Genomic DNA, 16,249 nt, shown 5'->3' on the forward strand with positions numbered 1-16,249 from the left:
TCAGTGCGCCTGGTATCAGGTAAATCGGTATGTTTTTTGACAAAAAGCCATGGCGGGACGCAATATCACCGCAGAGAAATACGCTGCTACGATCTGACAGGCTATGTTTGTTCAAAAAAATAAATCATTCGAGCTGTAACAGCGTTTATGAAATATTCGGGTTAGGAATTGTCCTTAAATAATCCCGACATTTTAAACTCGGTCTCCGTTCATCCAAGCGGAGTCGAAGGGTGACTGGCACGATAATCGAGGCCGGAGTACACGCTCTTCGACAGGCTCAGGACGAACGGAGTTTCGAGGCTCAGAAATGTCGGAATTATTTCGGACCAATTCCTTAAGTGAAAAAAGGCCCGAAGTTTCAGGCCTGCTTCAGAAGGGAAGAGTTAATCCTGCTGATGACCACGCCACATCTGGTAATTATTCATCAACAGCGATTTACCCATCAGATGTGCTGCCACGGGGGCGGTCATCAGAATGAAGGCGATAATCCCGACGGCCCGGGAACTGATGGAAACCCCCTGAAAGTGCAGGGCCACAGCCACCATAATTAAACCAACCCCGATGGTGCCCGCTTTGGTGGATGAGTGCATGCGAATGTAAGCATCCGGCATCCGTAAAATACCCAGCGCAGAGAAAAAGCTGAACAGTACCCCGACAATTAAACAGCTGGCGACGACCCAATCCATCATGATTTTTCTCCTGAACTTAAGCCTGAGTCTCCGCGAGACTGACTCAGTGGCACGCGCATAATAAAGCGGGCAAAGGCAATGGTGCTGAGAAACGCCACCAGGGCCAGGGTGATGGCAATATCCATAAATGCAGTGGCGTTGCTGTAAATGGTGAATACACCAATAAAGCCGATGGTGATAAAGGCGATGAGATCCAGGGCGATCACCCGGTCCGCCAGCGAAGGGCCTTTGCACAGCCGGATAAATGCCAGAGCCAGGCTGGCTAACAAACCGACAAAGGCGAAATGAGTGGCAAAAGCCATCATGTCAGTCACGGGTCACCTCCAGAATACGACGCTCCAATGATGTTTTGATATCGTCGATCACCGATTGTTCGTTCTTGCTGAACATGGCATGTACGATCAAATACCGGCGATCTTCACTGACATCCAGCGTCAGTGAGCCCGGCGTTAGCGACACCATATTGGCCAGCAACATAATCTCCATGTCAGATTCAACCGCCAGCGGCACTTTGATAATGGCCGGATGGCTCAGGTGGGTCGGGGTGATGACGTCCCACACCACTTGCAGGCTACTGGTGAGCAGTTTGTACAGGAACACCGCCAGCAGCTTCAGGGCTGCCAGGAACTTGCGGCCGTAGTGGGGTTTATTGTGAAAGGGTTCGGTCAGCAACAGGGCAAAAAAACCGACCACAAAACCAATGGTAAAATCGGTGCTGCCATAGTCGCCGTTCAGCAGCATCCAGCCAAACGCTAACAGGATGTTTAACAAAAACAGGTTCATGGTTGCGTTCCTCCAGCGGCTCCTGGTACGGAGAGATGCGCTGAATAAGCCGTGCTGTCGCTGCCAAGCACGGCATCAATATAAGGCTGTGGCTTGAGCAGGTTGGTCGCAGAGGTTTCTGCCAGCTGATAAATGGGTTCGACCAGCAAACCAATCAGAATGGTCAATACGGCCAGTGCCACAATAGGGACGATATACAGGCAGTTTTCCCGCCGGGTCAGGGGGATCGGTGCAGCGGCATTATCCGGCAGCGGTTTCCAGAACGCTTCGGCCCAGATTTTGGTCATTGAGTAAATGGTCATCAGGCCAACAAACAGGGCGGTGGCCGCCAACAGATAGGCGTCAGTTTGCAGGCTTGCCTTGATCACCAGAAATTTGCCCCAGAAGCCGGACAGTGGTGGAAAGCCCGCCAGAGAGAACGCCGGAATCAGAAACAACAGGGCCAGCCACGGCATGCTTCGATAAGCGCCACCCAGCTCACGCAGGTTATCACTGCCCTGTCTGCGCTGCAGGAAGCCGCCGATCAGGAACAAATTGGCCTTAACAATAATGTGGTGGATGATGTAGAAAATCGCGCCCGTGATGGCCAGCGGTGTATAGATGGCCAGTCCCATCAACATATAGCCAATCTGACTGATAATATGAAACGACAGAATACGTTTAATATGGAATTGACTGGCTGCACCAAGCACGCCGGTGAGCATGGTCAGGCCGGCAATCACCATCAGCAATGGCTGGTAGCCGCTATCGACCAGGTCAAACACAATGGTGAAGACGCGGAGCAACGCATAAACCCCCACTTTGGTCAGCAGTGCGGCGTACAGGGCAACGATGGCGCTGGGCAGATGATGATAGGACGCTGGCAGCCAGGAGAAGACCGGGAACGCCGATGCCTTGATGGCAAAGCCAAAGAGAAACAACCCGGAAATCAGCATCATGGTGGTGTCCGGCAGTAACGGAACTTTGGCGTGCAGGTCGGCCATATTCAAGGTGCCGGTAGCGCCATACAGCAGCCCGATGGCCAACAGGAAAACCATGGTGGAGATCAGGTTGAGCACCACGTATTTAACCGCCGCATCCACCTGCTGTTTATTGGCATTCAGTACCATCAGGCCAAATGAGGTAATGAGCATGACCTCAAAAAACACATAGAGATTGAAAATGTCGCCGGTTAAAAAGCTGCCCATCACACCGGCCAGCAGCGCATGAATCAAACTGTGATAGATCCCATAGAACGGTTTGCTGCGCAAATCGGTGGTGCTGTAGAGCACAATCGCGACACCGATAATGGCAGTAATCAGCACCATGCTGGCCGATAGCAGGTCGGCGACAAAGACAATGCCGAAGGGGGCTTGCCAGTCACCAAAGGCGGTTACCTGCAGGCCCTGGAAAATGACCTGCTGGACCAGCAACAGGGCGATACACAGGTTGGCGAGGGCTCCGGACCAGCTGATCATCGATGACAGGGTGCGGGCGCGAAAGCTGAAAGCGCAGGCGGTAGCGGTCAGCAGTGGAATAAAAACAGGCATAACCAGTAGCCAATGGGTCATTGCTCTGTCTCCGCATGTTGCATTTTGTCCATATCAGCGGTGCCAAATTCTTTAATGGCGCGGTAGGCCAGTAGTAAGGTGAACAATAACAGACCGAAACCGATCACAATGGCGGTCAGAATCAGCGCCTGTGGCAGCGGGTTGGCGTAACCGGCGGCCGGGAGCAGGGCATCACTGGCAATCAGTGGTGGATTGCCCCGGGTTAACCGGCCAGCGACAAAAATGGCCAGGTTGATGGCGTTACTGACCAGGATCATACCGAACAGAAAGCGCACGATATGACGCTCCAGCATCAGGAAAACGCCGCAGGCAGTCATCAGGCCGACGACCAGACACCAGAGAAACTCCATCAACTTAACTCCTCTTCAACATTCAGCAGGATCATCAGTACCGATCCGATGACAGCGAGGTATACGCCAACGTCAAATAACAGTGGGCTGCCGACTTTGCCCAGCCACAGGCCAGAGAGAAAAGGCTGCCCGAAAAACAGTGGCAGCAGACCGGCGAACAATGCTATGGCCACACCAGAACCGGCAAAGGTGGCCGGTGAATAGACCAGGCGCTCACGCACATAGGCCGGGGTTTCGGCCAGCATTAACAGGGCAAAGGCAATGACGGCAATCAGGCCGGCAATAAACCCGCCGCCGGGATTGTTATGGCCACGCAACAGCAGGTAAACAGAAAACACCAGCATCAGCACCGTGACGATATGGGCGCTGGTACGAAAGATAATCGATGACATTAACGGTGCTCCTTGGGGGTTTCAGAGACCATCTGGTTAATTCGTTTGCCAGCCAGTACCGCGACGGTTGCCAATCCGGCAATCACCACCACGACGGCTTCGCCAAGGGTGTCAAACGCCCGGAAATCCACCAGGATAACGTTGACGATATTGCGCCCTCGGCCACCGCTGACACTGGTTTGGGCATAGAACTCGGAGATTGCCTGATTCATGGGTTCGGCGGTAATAATCCACAGAGCCAGGGAGATGCTGATCCCGATGCCTGCGGCAACGCCGGCGTGTACCAGGCGGCGAACCGCTGAATGCCGGGGAACCGTGTTGGCAGCCGATAGATGGCGTAACACGATGGCGATAAAGACCACCAACAGGGTCTCTACCAGCAGCTGCGTTTTGGCCACATCCGGGGCGCTGTACACCAGGAAAACCAGTGTGGTCAGAAAGCCAATGGTGCCCAGTGCGGTCACCGCCAACAGCAGGGTGCGGGCCTTGACCACCACCACCGCGGCGATGACCAGAAACAGTGCCAGCAGAATATCGTAGTACTTCAAATCCCAATCAATCGGTGGCAGGGGGTGTATTTGCCAGAGTACGGTGCCGAGAAAGGCCAGTAGCACCAGGAAAAACTGCAGGCTGTATTGGGTGAGCTGACCATGCTGTAGCAGCCGGGTTTGCCAGTTTGCCAGCTTGACCACCCCATCCAGCAGGGACTGATAAACCGCAGGGCCGGAGGGCAGCCCGGACATAAGCTGGTCGAGCCGGGGCTTCAGGCGTGGATAGCCAACATAGAGCAAGATACCCAGTAACAACGTGAGTGCACTTAGCAGCAGTGGCAGGTTTAACCCTTCCCAGAGCTTCACCGTTTTCGGGGTAGCCAGCATCACCGTGGCAGCGGGATCAATTACCAGACCCTGATACCAGTTCAACAGAGCCAGCGGCACAATGATCGACAACAGTGCCAGAACGATGGGGGGCAACCACAACAGCTGATTATGCTCAACGGCTTTCATCGGTGCGGCCTTGGCATGATGAGGTCGTAAAAAGGGTTTGATGACGATCAGCAATGCCAGCGCCACCATAATGGCATTGGCCAACAGCATGGAGCCGGAAAGTACCCAGCCAAATTCCAGCCCTGCTTTATAGAGATATTCCTTGGACAGGAAACCAAACGACGGTGGCAGACCCGCCTTGGACGCAGCGGTCACCAAAGCGGCGGTAAAGCTGATGGCCAGCACCGCACGCAGGCCCGCCAGTTCATGGTATTCCCGGGTGCCGGTGGCCTTATCGATATTGCCGACCACCATAAACAGTCCGGCCTTATAAAAGGAGTGCGCGGCAATCAACAGTAACGCGGCAGTGATGGCATAGCTACTGCCGATGCCGATCAGCATCACCAGCTGGCCAAGAATGACATTGGTGCTGAAGGCAAGCATCAGCTTTAAGTCGGTCTGACGGTAAGCCTGTAAGGCGCACCACAGGGCAGTAAAGGCACCGGCACTGCACAGCAGCGTGAACCATAACGTGCTGTCTCCGTACACCGGCAGCAGTCGTGCCAGCAGGTAAACACCGGCTTTGACCATGGTGGACGAATGCAGATAGGCACTGACGGGGGTTGGTGCGGCCATGGCACCGGGCAACCAGAAATGAAAGGGAAACTGCGCCGATTTGGTGAATGCCCCCAGCAAAACAAGCAACAGGGATGGTGTAAACCAGGCGTGCTGAGACAGCGAAGCACCCTGGGTGATGATGGCGCTGAGGCTGTAGGTGCCCGCCATTTCACCCAGCATAATCAGGCCCGCCAACAGTGCCAGACCGCCGCTGCCGGTGACCAGCATGGCTTGCAGGGCGTTCTTGCGGGATTTTTCCTGTTCGTGGTTAAAGCCAATCAGCAGATAGGAGGTGAGGGTGGTTAATTCCCAGAATACGAACAGCAACAGCAGGTTATCGGCCAGCACCAGACCCAGCATGGCCAGCATAAACAGGGTCAGATAGAGGTGAAACCCACTGCGGCCTTTATAGGGTTTCATATAAGCGATGGCGTAGAGCTGAACCAGAAACCCGACGCCACTGATTAAACTGGCAAACAGGACGCTGAGGCCATCAAGGCGGAGTGAAAAATCAATACCCAGTGACGGAATCCAGGGCCAATGCAGCAGAGACTCCGGTGGTTGATAGCTGGCGCTGATCAGCAGAAAAATCCCCAGCGGCAGCAGTGCGCAGAACGCCAACCAGAGTTTAAGTGTTGGATTTTGCATGAAATAAGGCCGTAAATATCGTTTGGATGAGAAAGCCGTGATTAAGGTGGGACATTATAATGGCACTTTCGCTTTACTATATAGACAAAAGTTATGTCACCTATAAAGGCTGTGTTTGCAGGGGGGTATTGGAGTGGTCTGTTCTTTGTTAATAGCTTTTAACTATGATTATAAAGATACAATGAATGAATAATGATCAGGGATGATAAGTTTATGAAGATTAACGACAATCAGGGAGTGGTTCAAAATAATTGTGGCGAAGCGGAGGCCAGGAAGGTTGGGAAGACAGAGGATCAGCGCAAAGTAGTTACCCATCATGATGTAAAGCCCCGTTTGGGGTCTGGGGTTAAGTCTTCCGCGAAGTTCTTGTCAAGCTATGAGATTTCATCAACGGCTATTAATAATAAGATAAAAGTACAATCTGACTTTGCCAATACGCCGGGAGCTAAAGTAGTGGAGGCTGCCAATAAGATGGTTGGTCGGTATCATTGGGGGGCACCGGCGCTGAATGTTGATGGTGCCAAAAATGGTATGGAGGAGCTGGTGAAGCGTGGTACACCTCTCGATGAGCAATCCAGGCTTAATTGTTGGGAGGGGGTTTTACAGGCAGGGATGAAAAGTGGAGTGTTGCCTGAGGATGCACTGGTAAAATGGTTGAAAAATAACGATGCCATGGGCAGCGACATGGATTATAACAAGAAAATTATTGAGCTTTTTGGCATGCAGAAATCGTTACCTTTGCAGGATGCTGTGCCAGAACCCGGTGATATTATTCTCTTTTACGGTAACTCCCATGTAGCGCTTTCCATCGGTGGGGATCAAATGTTGCATTTGCCGAACCATGGTAAGTTTAAAGAGCAGTCATTGACTGAATTTGTTGATTCAGTCAGGAGTGATGACGAGCAGTATGCGGCATTTCTCAAGAATGCAGCAGAGACCGTAGGCGATGTGTCAGACGGAGAGGTAAGCGACGAAACTTATGATAAGGTTTGTGACTTTTCGGAAGCAGTAAAAAATTTGAGATCAAGACAAATCTCTCAAGGGCTCTGCGGTGTAATAAAACGAAAAGCTCTGGCGGCTTTTTCAGACACAGAAAGTCAGTTGGCAGTCAGAATCATTAAAAATCCGTGGGGGACAAATGCTTGATCTTTTAGAAAAATAACAATTTCAGAGTAATGGATTGTGAACTGTACCCAGCCTGCCTTCAGATAGTCCCTATTCAATCAATCCCCACCGACCATGTATCATGCCCGCCTGATAAAATGACCCTCTGCTCTTCCATATAACAAAAACTTGTTTGGAAGCTTGTGTTGACAGCAAGTTTTGTGGTTAGTAGAATTTTGCGTCCTTTTGTCTAGGTGACATAGTTCATCAGACTTTGTTCTTTATAGATGCCATGGTTAGAACAAAATGAGCCAACAATCAAAGCAGTCCTCACAGGCGCAGCAAATTCGTATTCGCCTGAAGGCTTTTGACCATCGCCTGATTGACCAGTCTACGCAGGAAATTGTTGATACTGCAAAAAGAACTGGTGCGCAGGTTCGTGGTCCAATCCCTCTGCCAACACGAAAAGAACGCTTTACCGTACTGATTTCTCCACACGTCAACAAGGACGCTCGTGACCAGTATGAAATCCGTACCCATAAGCGTCTTCTCGACATTATCGAGCCCACCGAAAAAACTGTAGACGCACTGATGAAACTGGATCTGGCAGCCGGTGTCGAAGTGCAGATCAGTCTCGGTTAATGAGGCCATGGGCTCTCCATCAAAGTGTGCACACTTTTGTGTAACAGCTCTGAAGTGAGCGGCCATAGTGGGTAATAGCCCCGTACACGAGAGAGGTTGAAATGACTATTGGATTAGTCGGCAAGAAACGCGGTATGACCCGTGTTTTCACCGAAGACGGTGTTTCCATACCGGTTACCGTAATTGAGGTAGATCCAAACCGCGTTACCCAGGTGAAAACCCTGGAAACCGACGGATATACTGCAATTCAGGTAACTTCCGGAAGCAAGAAAAGCAGCCGTCTGAGCAAGCCGGAAGCTGGCCACTTCGCCAAAGCAGGCGTTGAAGCTGGTTCTGGTCTCTGGGAATTCCGTATCGACGCTGACGCTGAATATAAAGCGGGCGACGTTATCGGTGTAGACCTGTTTGAGCAAGGTCAGAAAGTAGACGTTACCGGTCAGTCCAAGGGTAAGGGCTTCCAGGGTGCTATCAAGCGCTGGAACTTCCGTATGCAGGACGCGACTCACGGTAACTCTCTGTCTCACCGTGCACCTGGCTCTATCGGCCAGTGTCAGACTCCTGGTCGTGTCTTCAAAGGCAAGAAAATGGCTGGACATATGGGCGCGGAAAACGTGACCGTACAGTCCCTGGAACTCGTTCGCGTTGATAGCGAGCGTAACCTGCTGCTGGTCAAAGGCGCAGTACCCGGTGCAACCGGTGCTGACGTTATTGTTCGTCCAGCAGTTAAAGCACGTGCTCACGCCTGAGGGGATTAGACGATGGAACTGAAGGTAAACGGTGCAGATGCCGTTCAGGTCTCAGACGTGACTTTTGGCACTGAATTCAACGAAACCCTGGTTCACCAGGCGGTTGTTGCATTCATGGCCGGTGCGCGTCAAGGCACCAGAGCTCAGAAAAACCGCAGCGACGTAAGTGGCGGTGGTCGTAAGCCCTGGCGTCAGAAAGGTTCCGGTCGTGCACGCGCCGGTACTATCCGCAGCCCACTGTGGCGCGGGGGCGGCAAGACATTTGCTGCCAAACCACAGAATCATGCTCAAAAGCTGAACAAAAAGATGTATCGCGCAGCGCTGCGTTCTATCTTGTCCGAGCTGGTTCGTCAAGAGCGTCTTATTGTGGTTGAGCAGTTCGCTGTTGAATCACCAAAGACGAAACTGGTTGTAGCCAAGCTGAATGAACTGAACGCTAACGGCGCGTTGATCGTTGCTGATGAAGTGGATCAGAACATTTATCTGGCCGCTCGCAACATTCCTCATGTGGATGTTCGTGACGTTCAGGGTATTGATCCGGTTAGCCTGGTTGCTCACGAGAAAGTCGTGATGACCGTGTCTGCCATCAAGAAGTTCGAGGAGATGCTGGGATGAACCAGGAACGTATTTTTAAAGTTCTGCTTGGTCCGCACATTTCCGAGAAGGCCACTGTCGTTGCTGAAGAGCATAACCAGTACGTCTTCAAGGTAGCCAAGGACGCAACCAAGCTCGAAATCAAAAAAGCTGTTGAGCAGCTGTTTGAAGTCAGCGTTAAAGCTGTCAGGACTGCCGTTGTTAAGGGCAAGACCAAGCGTACTCGTTTCGGTATGGGCCAGCGCTCAGACTGGAAAAAGGCGTACGTCAGCCTGGAGCAAGGTCAGGAAATTGACTTCGCGGACGCGGAATAAGGAGCTAGAGAATGGCAGTAATCAAATGCAAGCCGACTTCTCCAGGTCGCCGCTTCGTTGTCAAGGTAGTTAACCCTGACCTCCACAAGGGTCGCCCTTACGCGCCCCTGGTGGAAAAGAAAGGCAAAACTGGTGGTCGCAACAATGCTGGTCGTATCACTACCCGTCATCGCGGGGGTGGCCACAAGCAGCACTATCGTATCGTAGACTTTCGTCGCAACAAGGACGGCATTCCAGCTGTTGTTGAGCGTCTGGAATACGATCCAAACCGTACTGCGCACATCGCCCTGTTGAAATACATGGATGGTGAGCGTCGTTACATTATCGCACCTAAAGGTGTGAAAGCCGGTGATGAGCTGTTCTCCGGTGTCGATGCCCCGATCAAAGCTGGTAATACTCTGCCTCTGCGCAATATTCCACAGGGTTCCATCGTACACTGTGTAGAAATGAAGCCTGGTAAAGGCGCTCAGATGATTCGCAGTGCTGGTGCTTCTGCCCAGCTGGTCGCTCGTGACGGTGCTTACGTTACCCTGCGTCTGCGTTCCGGTGAAATGCGTAAAGTATTGGCTGACTGTCGCGCCACTCTGGGCGAAGTCTCTAACAGTGAGCACAACCTGCGCTCTCTGGGTAAAGCGGGTGCTAAGCGCTGGCGTGGTGTGCGTCCGACCGTTCGTGGTGTTGCCATGAACCCGGTAGATCACCCACATGGTGGTGGTGAAGGTCGTACTTCCGGTGGTCGTCATCCTGTGACGCCATGGGGTATCCCGACCAAGGGTCGCAAGACTCGTTCCAACAAGCGTACGGACAAAATGATCGTACGTCGTCGCAGCGCGAAGTAAGCCTAGAGAGAGGATACGATAGTGCCACGTTCATTGAAAAAAGGCCCATTTATCGACCTTCACCTGCTGAAGAAAGTCGAAGAAGCGGCTGAAAGCGGCAACAAGCGTCCGATCAAGACCTGGTCTCGCCGCTCCATGATTATCCCAACCATGGTTGGTCTGACTCTGGCTGTGCACAACGGTCGTCAGCACGTTCCTGTCTTCGTTACCGAAGATATGGTTGGCCACAAGCTGGGTGAGTTTGCTGCAACCCGTACTTATCGCGGTCACGCAGCAGACAAGAAGGCCAAGAAGCGCTAAGAGGGTATAGAAATGAAAGAAGTTGCTGCTATGCATAAAGGCGCTCGCATTTCTGCCCAGAAAGCGCGTCTGGTCGCTGACCAGATCCGCGGCAAGGCAGTTGGCGAAGCCCTGGATCTCCTGAGCTACAGCCCGAAAAAAGCTGCAGTTCTGGTTAAGAAAGTGCTTGAGTCTGCTATTGCAAACGCTGAGCACAATGACGGCATGGACATCGATGAGCTGAAAGTCTCTACTGTCTTCGTTGACGAAGGCATGACGATGAAGCGCATTCGCCCACGTGCCAAGGGTCGTGCTGATCGCATTCTGAAGCGGTCTTGCCATATTACGGTTAAGGTTGCAGAGGTCTAAGGAGCGGTCAGATGGGTCAGAAAGTACATCCTAATGGAATTCGCCTGGGCATCGTTAAGCCCCACCGTTCAGTCTGGTTTGCAGATGGCAGCGATTACGCTGACAAACTGAATGCTGACCTGGCGGTGCGCAGTTTCATTGAAGAGAAGCTGAAAAACGCTTCTGTAAGCCATGTTGAAATCCAGCGTCCAGCGCAAAGCGCCCGCGTGACCATTCACACTGCCCGTCCGGGTATCGTGATTGGCAAGAAGGGTGAAGACGTTGAGAAGCTGCGTCAGGCGGTGTCCAAAATGATGGGCGTGCCTGTGCACATCAACATTGAAGAAATCCGCAAGCCTGAACTGAACGCCATGCTGGTCGCTCAGAGCATCGCTGGCCAGCTGGAGCGTCGTGTGATGTTCCGTCGTGCCATGAAGCGCTCTGTCCAGAACGCCATGCGTCTGGGTGCCAAGGGTATCAAGGTTCAACTGAGTGGCCGTCTTGGCGGTGCTGAAATCGCGCGTACTGAATGGTACCGCGAAGGTCGTGTGCCTCTGCACACCCTGCGTGCTGACATCGATTATGCACATTATGAAGCACTGACCACTTACGGTATTCTGGGTGTCAAGGTCTGGATCTTTAAGGGTGAGGTTATCGGTGGCATGGCACCTACTGTTGAGCCTTCCAAAGATAAAGAACAGCCAGCTCGTCGCCCTAAGAAGCGTCAGGCTAAGAGTTAAGGAGCGCGGAAATGTTACAGCCTAAGCGTACGAAATTTCGTAAGCAGCAAAAAGGCCGCAATCGTGGTCTGGCACTCCGCGGCTCCAAGGTTAGCTTCGGCGAATACGCATTGAAAGCAATCGGTCGTGGACGTATAACAGCTCGCCAGATTGAGGCGGCTCGTCGTGCCATGACCCGTCACATTAAACGTGGCGGTAAAATCTGGATCCGCGTCTTCCCTGACAAGCCGATCACCGGTAAGCCTCTTGAGGTGCGTCAGGGTAAAGGTAAGGGTAACGTGGAATACTGGGTGTGCCAGATTCAACCAGGCCGCGTTCTCTATGAGATGGAAGGTGTGTCCGAAGAGCTGGCTCGTGAAGCCTTCGCTCTTGCAGCAGCCAAGCTGCCGCTGGAAACTGCCTTCGTTAAGCGGAGCGTAATGTGATGAAAGCTGCTGAACTGCGTGAAAAGTCTGTAGAGGAGCTCAATACTGAGCTGCTCTCTCTGCTGCGGGATCAGTTTAACTTCCGTATGCAGAAAGCTACTGGCCAGCTGGGTCAGAGCCATCTGCTGAAGCAGGTTAAGCGCGACATCGCTCGTGTGAAAACCATCCTGAACCAAAAGGCAGGAGCATAAGATGGCTGAAGACAAGAAGGTCCGTACCCTGACCGGTAAGGTCGTGAGCGACAAGATGGATAAAACCATCACTGTTCTCATCGAGCGCCGGGTAAAACATCCGCTTCTGGGTAAAATCGTGAAGCGGTCCACCAAGTTGCACGCTCATGATGAAAACAACGACTGCCGTATGGGCGACGTTGTTACCATCAAAGAGACGCGTCCTCTGTCAAAGAGCAAGACGTTTACGCTTGTATCCATTGACGAGCGTGCTACTCAGATCTAAGGCTACGGTGCTTTGGGCTTGAGTGACTAATGGCCGTTCCGACAGGCTCTTAAAAGTTCTGTCGGAACGGTTGTTTTTGTGAAAGCCGGCGAGTACCCGTCTGCAGTTTGGGCTTGGAGAATAAGCAATGATCCAGACAGAAAGTCAACTCGAAGTCGCTGATAACAGCGGCGCCCGTTGAGTTCAGTGTATCAAGGTGCTGGGTGGATCCCACCGCCGCTACGCTGGCATTGGCGACATCATCAAAGTATCCGTGAAGGAAGCGATTCCTCGCGGTAAGGTCAAAAAAGGCCAGGTGATGAACGCTGTTGTCGTGCGTACCAAAAAAGGTGTTCGTCGTCCAGACGGTTCCCTGATCAAATTCGATGGCAATGCAGCCGTTCTTCTGAACGCCAACCTGCAGCCAATCGGTACCCGTATCTTTGGACCAGTGACTCGTGAGCTGCGCGGTGAGCAGTTCATGAAGATCATCTCACTGGCCCCAGAAGTACTGTAACGGGAGCAGGTAATGAAAAAGATCCGTCGTGATGACGAAGTCATCGTAATTGCCGGCAAGGACAAAGGTAAGCGCGGTAAAGTGCAAACCGTTCGTGCTGACGGCAAGCTGGTTGTTTCTGGCATCAATATGATCAAGAAACATCAGAAGCCTAACCCGATGCTGGGCACTCCTGGTGGAATCGTAGAAAAAGAAGCGGCTATCGAAGCTTCTAACGTTGCGATTCTGAACCCTGAAACCAACAAGGCTGATCGTGTTGGCTTTGCTATCGAAGATGGCAAAAAGCAGCGCGTATTTAAGTCTAACGGCAAGCCTGTTGACGCGTAAGGGGAGAGTGATGGCAAATTTTAAAACCAAATATCGTGAAGAAATTCTGCCCATGCTCAAAGAAGAGCTGGGTGTGAAAAACGTTCATGAAGTGCCACGCATCACCAAAATCACCCTGAACATGGGTGTCGGTGAAGCGATTGGTGACAAGAAAGTCATCGAGCACGCGGTTGCTGACCTGGAAAAAATCGCCGGTCAGAAAGCTGTTGTGACCAAGGCCCGCAAATCTGTCGCTGGCTTTAAAGTCCGTGAAGGCTGGCCAATCGGTGTTAAGGTGACTCTGCGTCGTGAGCGCATGTATGAGTTCCTGGAGCGTCTGGTTGACATCGCTCTGCCACGTGTCCGTGACTTCCGTGGTCTGAGCCCCAAGTCTTTCGACGGTCGTGGTAACTACAGCATGGGTGTTAAAGAGCAGATCATCTTCCCTGAAGTTGATTACGACAAAATCGACACTCTGCGCGGTCTGGACATCACTCTGACCACTACCGCCAAGAATGACGATGAAGGCCGTGCTCTGCTGAAGGCTTTCAACTTCCCATTCCGTAACTGATACAGGTACGAGTTTTATGGCAAAAGTATCCATGAAGCAGCGGGAACTGAAGCGTCAGCGCACCGTTGCCAAGTATGCTGAAAAGCGTGCACAGCTGAAAGCTGTGATTAACAATCCTAACAGCACTGAAGATGAGCGTTGGGATGCCCTGGTAGCTCTGCAGAAACAGCCTCGCAATGCCAGCAAGGCGCGTCTGCGTAACCGCTGCCGCATCACTGGCCGTCCACACGGCGTACTGCGCAAGTTCGGCCTGAGCCGTATCAAGCTGCGTGAAGCAGCGATGCGTGGTGATGTTCCAGGTCTGGTTAAAGCCAGCTGGTAAGCGCATTTCATCTTCGGGAGATATAGATAATGAGTATGCAGGACCCGTTAGCAGATATGCTAACTCGTATCCGTAATGCCCAGATGGCAGAGCACGCCTCTGTCACCATGCCGTCCTCCAAAATCAAGGTTGCTGTAGCCCGGGTTTTGAAAGACGAAGGTTTCATCGCTGACTACAAAGTCGCTGGCGAAGCCAAGGCTGAACTGGCCATCGAACTGAAGTATTTCGAAGGCAAGCCAGTTATTGAAAGCCTGAAGCGTACCAGCCGTCCTGGCCTGCGTGCCTACGCTGGCAAGGAAGCGCTGCCTAAAGTGAACGGCGGTCTGGGTATCGCTATCGTTTCCACCAACAAAGGTGTTATGACCGATCGCGCTGCCCGTGCAGCCGGTGTTGGTGGCGAAATTCTCTGCACTGTGTTCTAAGGGAGGGGTATTATGTCTCGAGTAGCCAAAAGCCCTGTTGCTGTCCCTGCTGGTGTAGAGATCAAGCGCAATGGCCAGATCCTGGTGATCAAAGGTTCCAAGGGTCAACTGGAACTTGTTGTTCACAACAATGTCGAAGTTGGACAGGAAGAAAACGTTCTGACGTTTGCTCCACGTGATGGTGCCAAGCACTCTCGTGCTCTGGCCGGCACTACCCGTGCCCTGGTTAACAACATGGTAACCGGCGTTACCGCTGGCTTCGAGAAGAAGCTGCAGCTGGTTGGTGTTGGTTATCGTGCAGCGGCCAAAGGTAATAGCCTGACTTTGAACCTGGGCTTCTCCCATCCGGTTGAATACGAACTGCCACAAGGCGTGACTTGTGAAACTCCGACCCAGACTGAAATTCTGGTTCGCGGTATCGACAAGCAGCTGGTTGGACAGGTTGCTGCGGAAATTCGTGAATTCCGTCGTCCTGAGCCTTATAAAGGCAAGGGTGTTCGCTATGCTGACGAACGCGTTCGTCGCAAAGAAGCCAAGAAAAAGTAAGGTAGGGTGAGATCATGATGGACAAGAAATCTTCTCGCCTGCGTCGTGCCCTTCGTGCAAGGGTTAAGATGCGTGAGCTGGGTGCCATTCGTCTGAGCATTCATCGTACGCCTCGCCACATCTATGCGCAGGTTATCGCCGCTGACGGCGACAAAGTGCTGGCATCTGCCTCCACTGTTGAAAAAGAACTGCGTGGCGACGCTACCGGTAACGTAGAAGCGGCCAAGAAAGTTGGTGCCCTGGTTGCTGAGCGTGCCAAGGCGGCGGGTGTGACCAAGGTGGCGTTTGACCGCTCTGGTTTCAAATATCACGGTCGTGTCAAGGCGCTTGCCGATGCAGCCCGTGAAGGCGGACTGGAATTCTAAGGGTAGAACGTCATGGCAAGAGAAAGAGATGAGCGTAAGCCTAACAACGACGAAGGCTTGATTGAGAAGCTGGTACAGGTTAACCGTGTCGCCAAAGTGGTGAAAGGTGGCCGTATCTTTGGCTTCACAGCGCTGACTGTCGTTGGTGATGGCAAGGGTAAGGTTGGTTTTGGTCGCGGTAAAGCCCGTGAAGTGCCAATCGCTATCCAGAAAGCTATGGAAGCTGCCCGTCGCAACATGATTCATGTTGACCTGAACGGTGACACCCTGCAGTACCCGGTTAAAGCCCGTCACGGTGCTTCCAAGGTTTACATGCAGCCAGCATCTGCTGGTACCGGTGTTATCGCCGGTGGTGCAATGCGTGCCGTTCTTGAAGTGGCTGGCGTACACAACGTACTGGCCAAGTGCTACGGTTCTACCAATCCGGTGAACGTGGTTCGTGCTACTTTTAACGGTCTGCGCGACATGCGTTCTCCTGAAGGCGTTGCTGCCAAGCGTGGCAAGTCGGTTGAGGATATCCTGGGGTAAGTCATGGCTGAGAAGATGATCAAAGTGACGCTCGTGAAGAGCACTAACGGTCGCCTCGAAAGCCACAAGGCTTGCGTACGGGGTCTGGGCCTGCGTCGTATCAACCACACTGTTGAAGTGGAAGACACTCCTTCAGTTCGTGGCATGATCAACAAGGTATCCTACCTTGTCCGGGTAGAAGGAGAATAAC

27 protein-coding genes and 1 pseudogene are annotated in these 16,249 nt (G+C 52.5%); 21 read left to right on the plus strand and 7 right to left on the minus strand.

Translation table 11 applies throughout. The annotated features are described in order from the left end of the window. Nucleotides 1-383 precede the first annotated feature (383 nt). Genes mnhG through mbhE form a run of 7 tightly spaced genes read right to left on the minus strand, consistent with a single transcriptional unit; the run spans nt 384 to nt 6,016 of the window. Entirely contained in the window at nt 384-689 is a 306-nt protein-coding gene (gene mnhG / locus O3276_RS18240) for a monovalent cation/H(+) antiporter subunit G (RefSeq protein WP_101749109.1), read from the minus strand. Next, complete coding sequence (locus tag O3276_RS18245; RefSeq protein ID WP_269676015.1) at nt 686-994, minus strand: cation:proton antiporter; 309 nt, start codon at nt 992-994, stop codon at nt 686-688. The genes mnhG and O3276_RS18245 overlap by 4 nt, the downstream gene beginning before the upstream one ends. A gap of 1 nt (nt 995) precedes the next feature. Further along, nucleotides 996-1,472: a Na+/H+ antiporter subunit E gene (locus tag O3276_RS18250; RefSeq protein ID WP_269672614.1), complete on the minus strand. Its 477-nt coding sequence runs from the start codon at nt 1,470-1,472 to the stop codon at nt 996-998. Continuing rightward, the gene (locus tag O3276_RS18255) at nt 1,469-3,022 is read right to left on the minus strand and encodes a proton-conducting transporter transmembrane domain-containing protein (RefSeq protein WP_269672615.1); all 1,554 of its coding nucleotides are present in this window, start codon (nt 3,020-3,022) and stop codon (nt 1,469-1,471) included. Before O3276_RS18255 ends, O3276_RS18250 begins: the two co-directional genes overlap by 4 nt. After that, nucleotides 3,019-3,372 carry a Na+/H+ antiporter subunit C gene (locus O3276_RS18260; protein ID WP_209201934.1) on the minus strand — a complete coding sequence of 118 codons (354 nt, stop codon included), beginning with the start codon at nt 3,370-3,372 and terminating at the stop codon, nt 3,019-3,021. The genes O3276_RS18255 and O3276_RS18260 overlap by 4 nt, the downstream gene beginning before the upstream one ends. Beyond that, complete coding sequence (locus O3276_RS18265; RefSeq protein WP_269672616.1) at nt 3,372-3,764, minus strand: MnhB domain-containing protein; 393 nt, start codon at nt 3,762-3,764, stop codon at nt 3,372-3,374. The genes O3276_RS18260 and O3276_RS18265 overlap by 1 nt, the downstream gene beginning before the upstream one ends. Next, a complete protein-coding gene (gene mbhE / locus O3276_RS18270; protein WP_269672617.1) occupies nt 3,764-6,016 on the minus strand; it encodes a hydrogen gas-evolving membrane-bound hydrogenase subunit E in 2,253 nt (750 codons plus the stop codon). The genes O3276_RS18265 and mbhE overlap by 1 nt, the downstream gene beginning before the upstream one ends. A gap of 213 nt (nt 6,017-6,229) precedes the next feature. Here mbhE and O3276_RS18275 point away from each other — a divergent pair, with 213 nt between their 5' ends. The 21 genes and pseudogenes from O3276_RS18275 to rpmD all read left to right on the plus strand — a co-directional run bounded on the left by O3276_RS18275 (nt 6,230) and on the right by rpmD (nt 16,248). After that, nucleotides 6,230-7,162 (plus strand): hypothetical protein, encoded by a 933-nt coding sequence (locus O3276_RS18275; protein WP_269672618.1) that lies wholly within the window; start codon nt 6,230-6,232, stop codon nt 7,160-7,162. Nucleotides 7,163-7,426: 264 nt separating this feature from the next. Further along, a complete protein-coding gene (rpsJ, locus tag O3276_RS18280) occupies nt 7,427-7,762 on the plus strand; it encodes a 30S ribosomal protein S10 (protein ID WP_066014867.1) in 336 nt (111 codons plus the stop codon). A gap of 101 nt (nt 7,763-7,863) precedes the next feature. After that, a complete protein-coding gene (gene rplC, locus O3276_RS18285; protein WP_269672619.1) occupies nt 7,864-8,508 on the plus strand; it encodes a 50S ribosomal protein L3 in 645 nt (214 codons plus the stop codon). Nucleotides 8,509-8,520: 12 nt separating this feature from the next. Further along, nucleotides 8,521-9,123, plus strand: a complete 603-nt coding sequence (rplD, locus tag O3276_RS18290; protein ID WP_269672620.1) for a 50S ribosomal protein L4 — start codon at nt 8,521-8,523, stop codon at nt 9,121-9,123. Beyond that, complete coding sequence (gene rplW, locus O3276_RS18295; RefSeq protein WP_066014869.1) at nt 9,120-9,416, plus strand: 50S ribosomal protein L23; 297 nt, start codon at nt 9,120-9,122, stop codon at nt 9,414-9,416. Before rplD ends, rplW begins: the two co-directional genes overlap by 4 nt. 11 nt (nt 9,417-9,427) lie before the next feature. Further along, nucleotides 9,428-10,255, plus strand: coding sequence for a 50S ribosomal protein L2 (gene rplB, locus O3276_RS18300; RefSeq protein WP_209276240.1), 828 nt, complete (start codon nt 9,428-9,430; stop codon nt 10,253-10,255). Between the two features lie 21 nt (nt 10,256-10,276). Continuing rightward, nucleotides 10,277-10,555, plus strand: coding sequence for a 30S ribosomal protein S19 (rpsS, locus tag O3276_RS18305; protein ID WP_066014871.1), 279 nt, complete (start codon nt 10,277-10,279; stop codon nt 10,553-10,555). A gap of 12 nt (nt 10,556-10,567) precedes the next feature. Continuing rightward, on the plus strand, nt 10,568-10,903 hold the full coding sequence (rplV, locus tag O3276_RS18310) for a 50S ribosomal protein L22 (RefSeq protein ID WP_066014872.1): 336 nt from the start codon (nt 10,568-10,570) through the stop codon (nt 10,901-10,903). 11 nt (nt 10,904-10,914) lie between these two features. After that, nucleotides 10,915-11,622, plus strand: coding sequence for a 30S ribosomal protein S3 (gene rpsC, locus O3276_RS18315; protein WP_101746638.1), 708 nt, complete (start codon nt 10,915-10,917; stop codon nt 11,620-11,622). An 11-nt stretch (nt 11,623-11,633) separates the two neighbouring features. Beyond that, nucleotides 11,634-12,047, plus strand: coding sequence for a 50S ribosomal protein L16 (rplP, locus tag O3276_RS18320; protein ID WP_020582409.1), 414 nt, complete (start codon nt 11,634-11,636; stop codon nt 12,045-12,047). After that, the gene (gene rpmC, locus O3276_RS18325) at nt 12,047-12,238 is read left to right on the plus strand and encodes a 50S ribosomal protein L29 (protein WP_020582408.1); all 192 of its coding nucleotides are present in this window, start codon (nt 12,047-12,049) and stop codon (nt 12,236-12,238) included. The genes rplP and rpmC overlap by 1 nt, the downstream gene beginning before the upstream one ends. 1 nt (nt 12,239) lies before the next feature. Next, nucleotides 12,240-12,503, plus strand: a complete 264-nt coding sequence (gene rpsQ, locus O3276_RS18330) for a 30S ribosomal protein S17 (RefSeq protein WP_269672621.1) — start codon at nt 12,240-12,242, stop codon at nt 12,501-12,503. A 127-nt stretch (nt 12,504-12,630) separates the two neighbouring features. After that, nucleotides 12,631-12,999, plus strand: a pseudogene (gene rplN / locus O3276_RS18335) (50S ribosomal protein L14). Between the two features lie 12 nt (nt 13,000-13,011). Continuing rightward, complete coding sequence (rplX, locus tag O3276_RS18340) at nt 13,012-13,326, plus strand: 50S ribosomal protein L24 (protein ID WP_101746636.1); 315 nt, start codon at nt 13,012-13,014, stop codon at nt 13,324-13,326. A gap of 10 nt (nt 13,327-13,336) precedes the next feature. After that, nucleotides 13,337-13,876: a 50S ribosomal protein L5 gene (gene rplE / locus O3276_RS18345; RefSeq protein WP_269672622.1), complete on the plus strand. Its 540-nt coding sequence runs from the start codon at nt 13,337-13,339 to the stop codon at nt 13,874-13,876. A gap of 16 nt (nt 13,877-13,892) precedes the next feature. Further along, a complete protein-coding gene (gene rpsN / locus O3276_RS18350) occupies nt 13,893-14,198 on the plus strand; it encodes a 30S ribosomal protein S14 (protein ID WP_101746634.1) in 306 nt (101 codons plus the stop codon). A gap of 29 nt (nt 14,199-14,227) precedes the next feature. After that, nucleotides 14,228-14,620, plus strand: coding sequence for a 30S ribosomal protein S8 (rpsH, locus tag O3276_RS18355; protein WP_269672623.1), 393 nt, complete (start codon nt 14,228-14,230; stop codon nt 14,618-14,620). A gap of 12 nt (nt 14,621-14,632) precedes the next feature. Continuing rightward, nucleotides 14,633-15,166 (plus strand): 50S ribosomal protein L6, encoded by a 534-nt coding sequence (gene rplF / locus O3276_RS18360; RefSeq protein ID WP_269672624.1) that lies wholly within the window; start codon nt 14,633-14,635, stop codon nt 15,164-15,166. A 14-nt stretch (nt 15,167-15,180) separates the two neighbouring features. Continuing rightward, complete coding sequence (rplR, locus tag O3276_RS18365) at nt 15,181-15,531, plus strand: 50S ribosomal protein L18 (RefSeq protein WP_101746631.1); 351 nt, start codon at nt 15,181-15,183, stop codon at nt 15,529-15,531. 12 nt (nt 15,532-15,543) lie between these two features. Further along, nucleotides 15,544-16,059: a 30S ribosomal protein S5 gene (gene rpsE, locus O3276_RS18370; protein ID WP_101746630.1), complete on the plus strand. Its 516-nt coding sequence runs from the start codon at nt 15,544-15,546 to the stop codon at nt 16,057-16,059. Between the two features lie 3 nt (nt 16,060-16,062). Then, nucleotides 16,063-16,248 (plus strand): 50S ribosomal protein L30, encoded by a 186-nt coding sequence (gene rpmD, locus O3276_RS18375; protein WP_209276238.1) that lies wholly within the window; start codon nt 16,063-16,065, stop codon nt 16,246-16,248. Nucleotide 16,249 lies beyond the last annotated feature (1 nt).

Origin of the sequence: Endozoicomonas sp. GU-1 (assembly GCF_027366395.1) — a bacterium.
Classification (GTDB): domain Bacteria; phylum Pseudomonadota; class Gammaproteobacteria; order Pseudomonadales; family Endozoicomonadaceae; genus Endozoicomonas.

Bases quoted from the DNA above. Each gene is read 5' to 3' on its own strand.
- O3276_RS18260 (WP_209201934.1), bottom strand. From the start codon at position 3,372: ATGGAGTTTCTCTGGTGTCTGGTCGTCGGCCTGATGACTGCCTGCGGC.
- O3276_RS18275 (WP_269672618.1), top strand. From the start codon at position 6,230: ATGAAGATTAACGACAATCAGGGAGTGGTTCAAAATAATTGTGGCGAA.
- rplC (WP_269672619.1), top strand. From the start codon at position 7,864: ATGACTATTGGATTAGTCGGCAAGAAACGCGGTATGACCCGTGTTTTC.
- rplR (WP_101746631.1), top strand. From the start codon at position 15,181: ATGATGGACAAGAAATCTTCTCGCCTGCGTCGTGCCCTTCGTGCAAGG.
- rpsH (WP_269672623.1), top strand. From the start codon at position 14,228: ATGAGTATGCAGGACCCGTTAGCAGATATGCTAACTCGTATCCGTAAT.
- rpsN (WP_101746634.1), top strand. From the start codon at position 13,893: ATGGCAAAAGTATCCATGAAGCAGCGGGAACTGAAGCGTCAGCGCACC.
- rpsE (WP_101746630.1), top strand. From the start codon at position 15,544: ATGGCAAGAGAAAGAGATGAGCGTAAGCCTAACAACGACGAAGGCTTG.
- rplF (WP_269672624.1), top strand. From the start codon at position 14,633: ATGTCTCGAGTAGCCAAAAGCCCTGTTGCTGTCCCTGCTGGTGTAGAG.
- rpsC (WP_101746638.1), top strand. From the start codon at position 10,915: ATGGGTCAGAAAGTACATCCTAATGGAATTCGCCTGGGCATCGTTAAG.
- rpmD (WP_209276238.1), top strand. From the start codon at position 16,063: ATGGCTGAGAAGATGATCAAAGTGACGCTCGTGAAGAGCACTAACGGT.
- O3276_RS18245 (WP_269676015.1), bottom strand. From the start codon at position 994: ATGATGGCTTTTGCCACTCATTTCGCCTTTGTCGGTTTGTTAGCCAGC.
- rpsQ (WP_269672621.1), top strand. From the start codon at position 12,240: ATGGCTGAAGACAAGAAGGTCCGTACCCTGACCGGTAAGGTCGTGAGC.
- mnhG (WP_101749109.1), bottom strand. From the start codon at position 689: ATGATGGATTGGGTCGTCGCCAGCTGTTTAATTGTCGGGGTACTGTTC.
- rplP (WP_020582409.1), top strand. From the start codon at position 11,634: ATGTTACAGCCTAAGCGTACGAAATTTCGTAAGCAGCAAAAAGGCCGC.
- O3276_RS18250 (WP_269672614.1), bottom strand. From the start codon at position 1,472: ATGAACCTGTTTTTGTTAAACATCCTGTTAGCGTTTGGCTGGATGCTG.
- rplD (WP_269672620.1), top strand. From the start codon at position 8,521: ATGGAACTGAAGGTAAACGGTGCAGATGCCGTTCAGGTCTCAGACGTG.
- rplX (WP_101746636.1), top strand. From the start codon at position 13,012: ATGAAAAAGATCCGTCGTGATGACGAAGTCATCGTAATTGCCGGCAAG.
- rpsJ (WP_066014867.1), top strand. From the start codon at position 7,427: ATGAGCCAACAATCAAAGCAGTCCTCACAGGCGCAGCAAATTCGTATT.
- rplV (WP_066014872.1), top strand. From the start codon at position 10,568: ATGAAAGAAGTTGCTGCTATGCATAAAGGCGCTCGCATTTCTGCCCAG.
- rplW (WP_066014869.1), top strand. From the start codon at position 9,120: ATGAACCAGGAACGTATTTTTAAAGTTCTGCTTGGTCCGCACATTTCC.
- mbhE (WP_269672617.1), bottom strand. From the start codon at position 6,016: ATGCAAAATCCAACACTTAAACTCTGGTTGGCGTTCTGCGCACTGCTG.
- rplE (WP_269672622.1), top strand. From the start codon at position 13,337: ATGGCAAATTTTAAAACCAAATATCGTGAAGAAATTCTGCCCATGCTC.
- rplB (WP_209276240.1), top strand. From the start codon at position 9,428: ATGGCAGTAATCAAATGCAAGCCGACTTCTCCAGGTCGCCGCTTCGTT.
- O3276_RS18255 (WP_269672615.1), bottom strand. From the start codon at position 3,022: ATGACCCATTGGCTACTGGTTATGCCTGTTTTTATTCCACTGCTGACC.
- O3276_RS18265 (WP_269672616.1), bottom strand. From the start codon at position 3,764: ATGTCATCGATTATCTTTCGTACCAGCGCCCATATCGTCACGGTGCTG.
- rpmC (WP_020582408.1), top strand. From the start codon at position 12,047: ATGAAAGCTGCTGAACTGCGTGAAAAGTCTGTAGAGGAGCTCAATACT.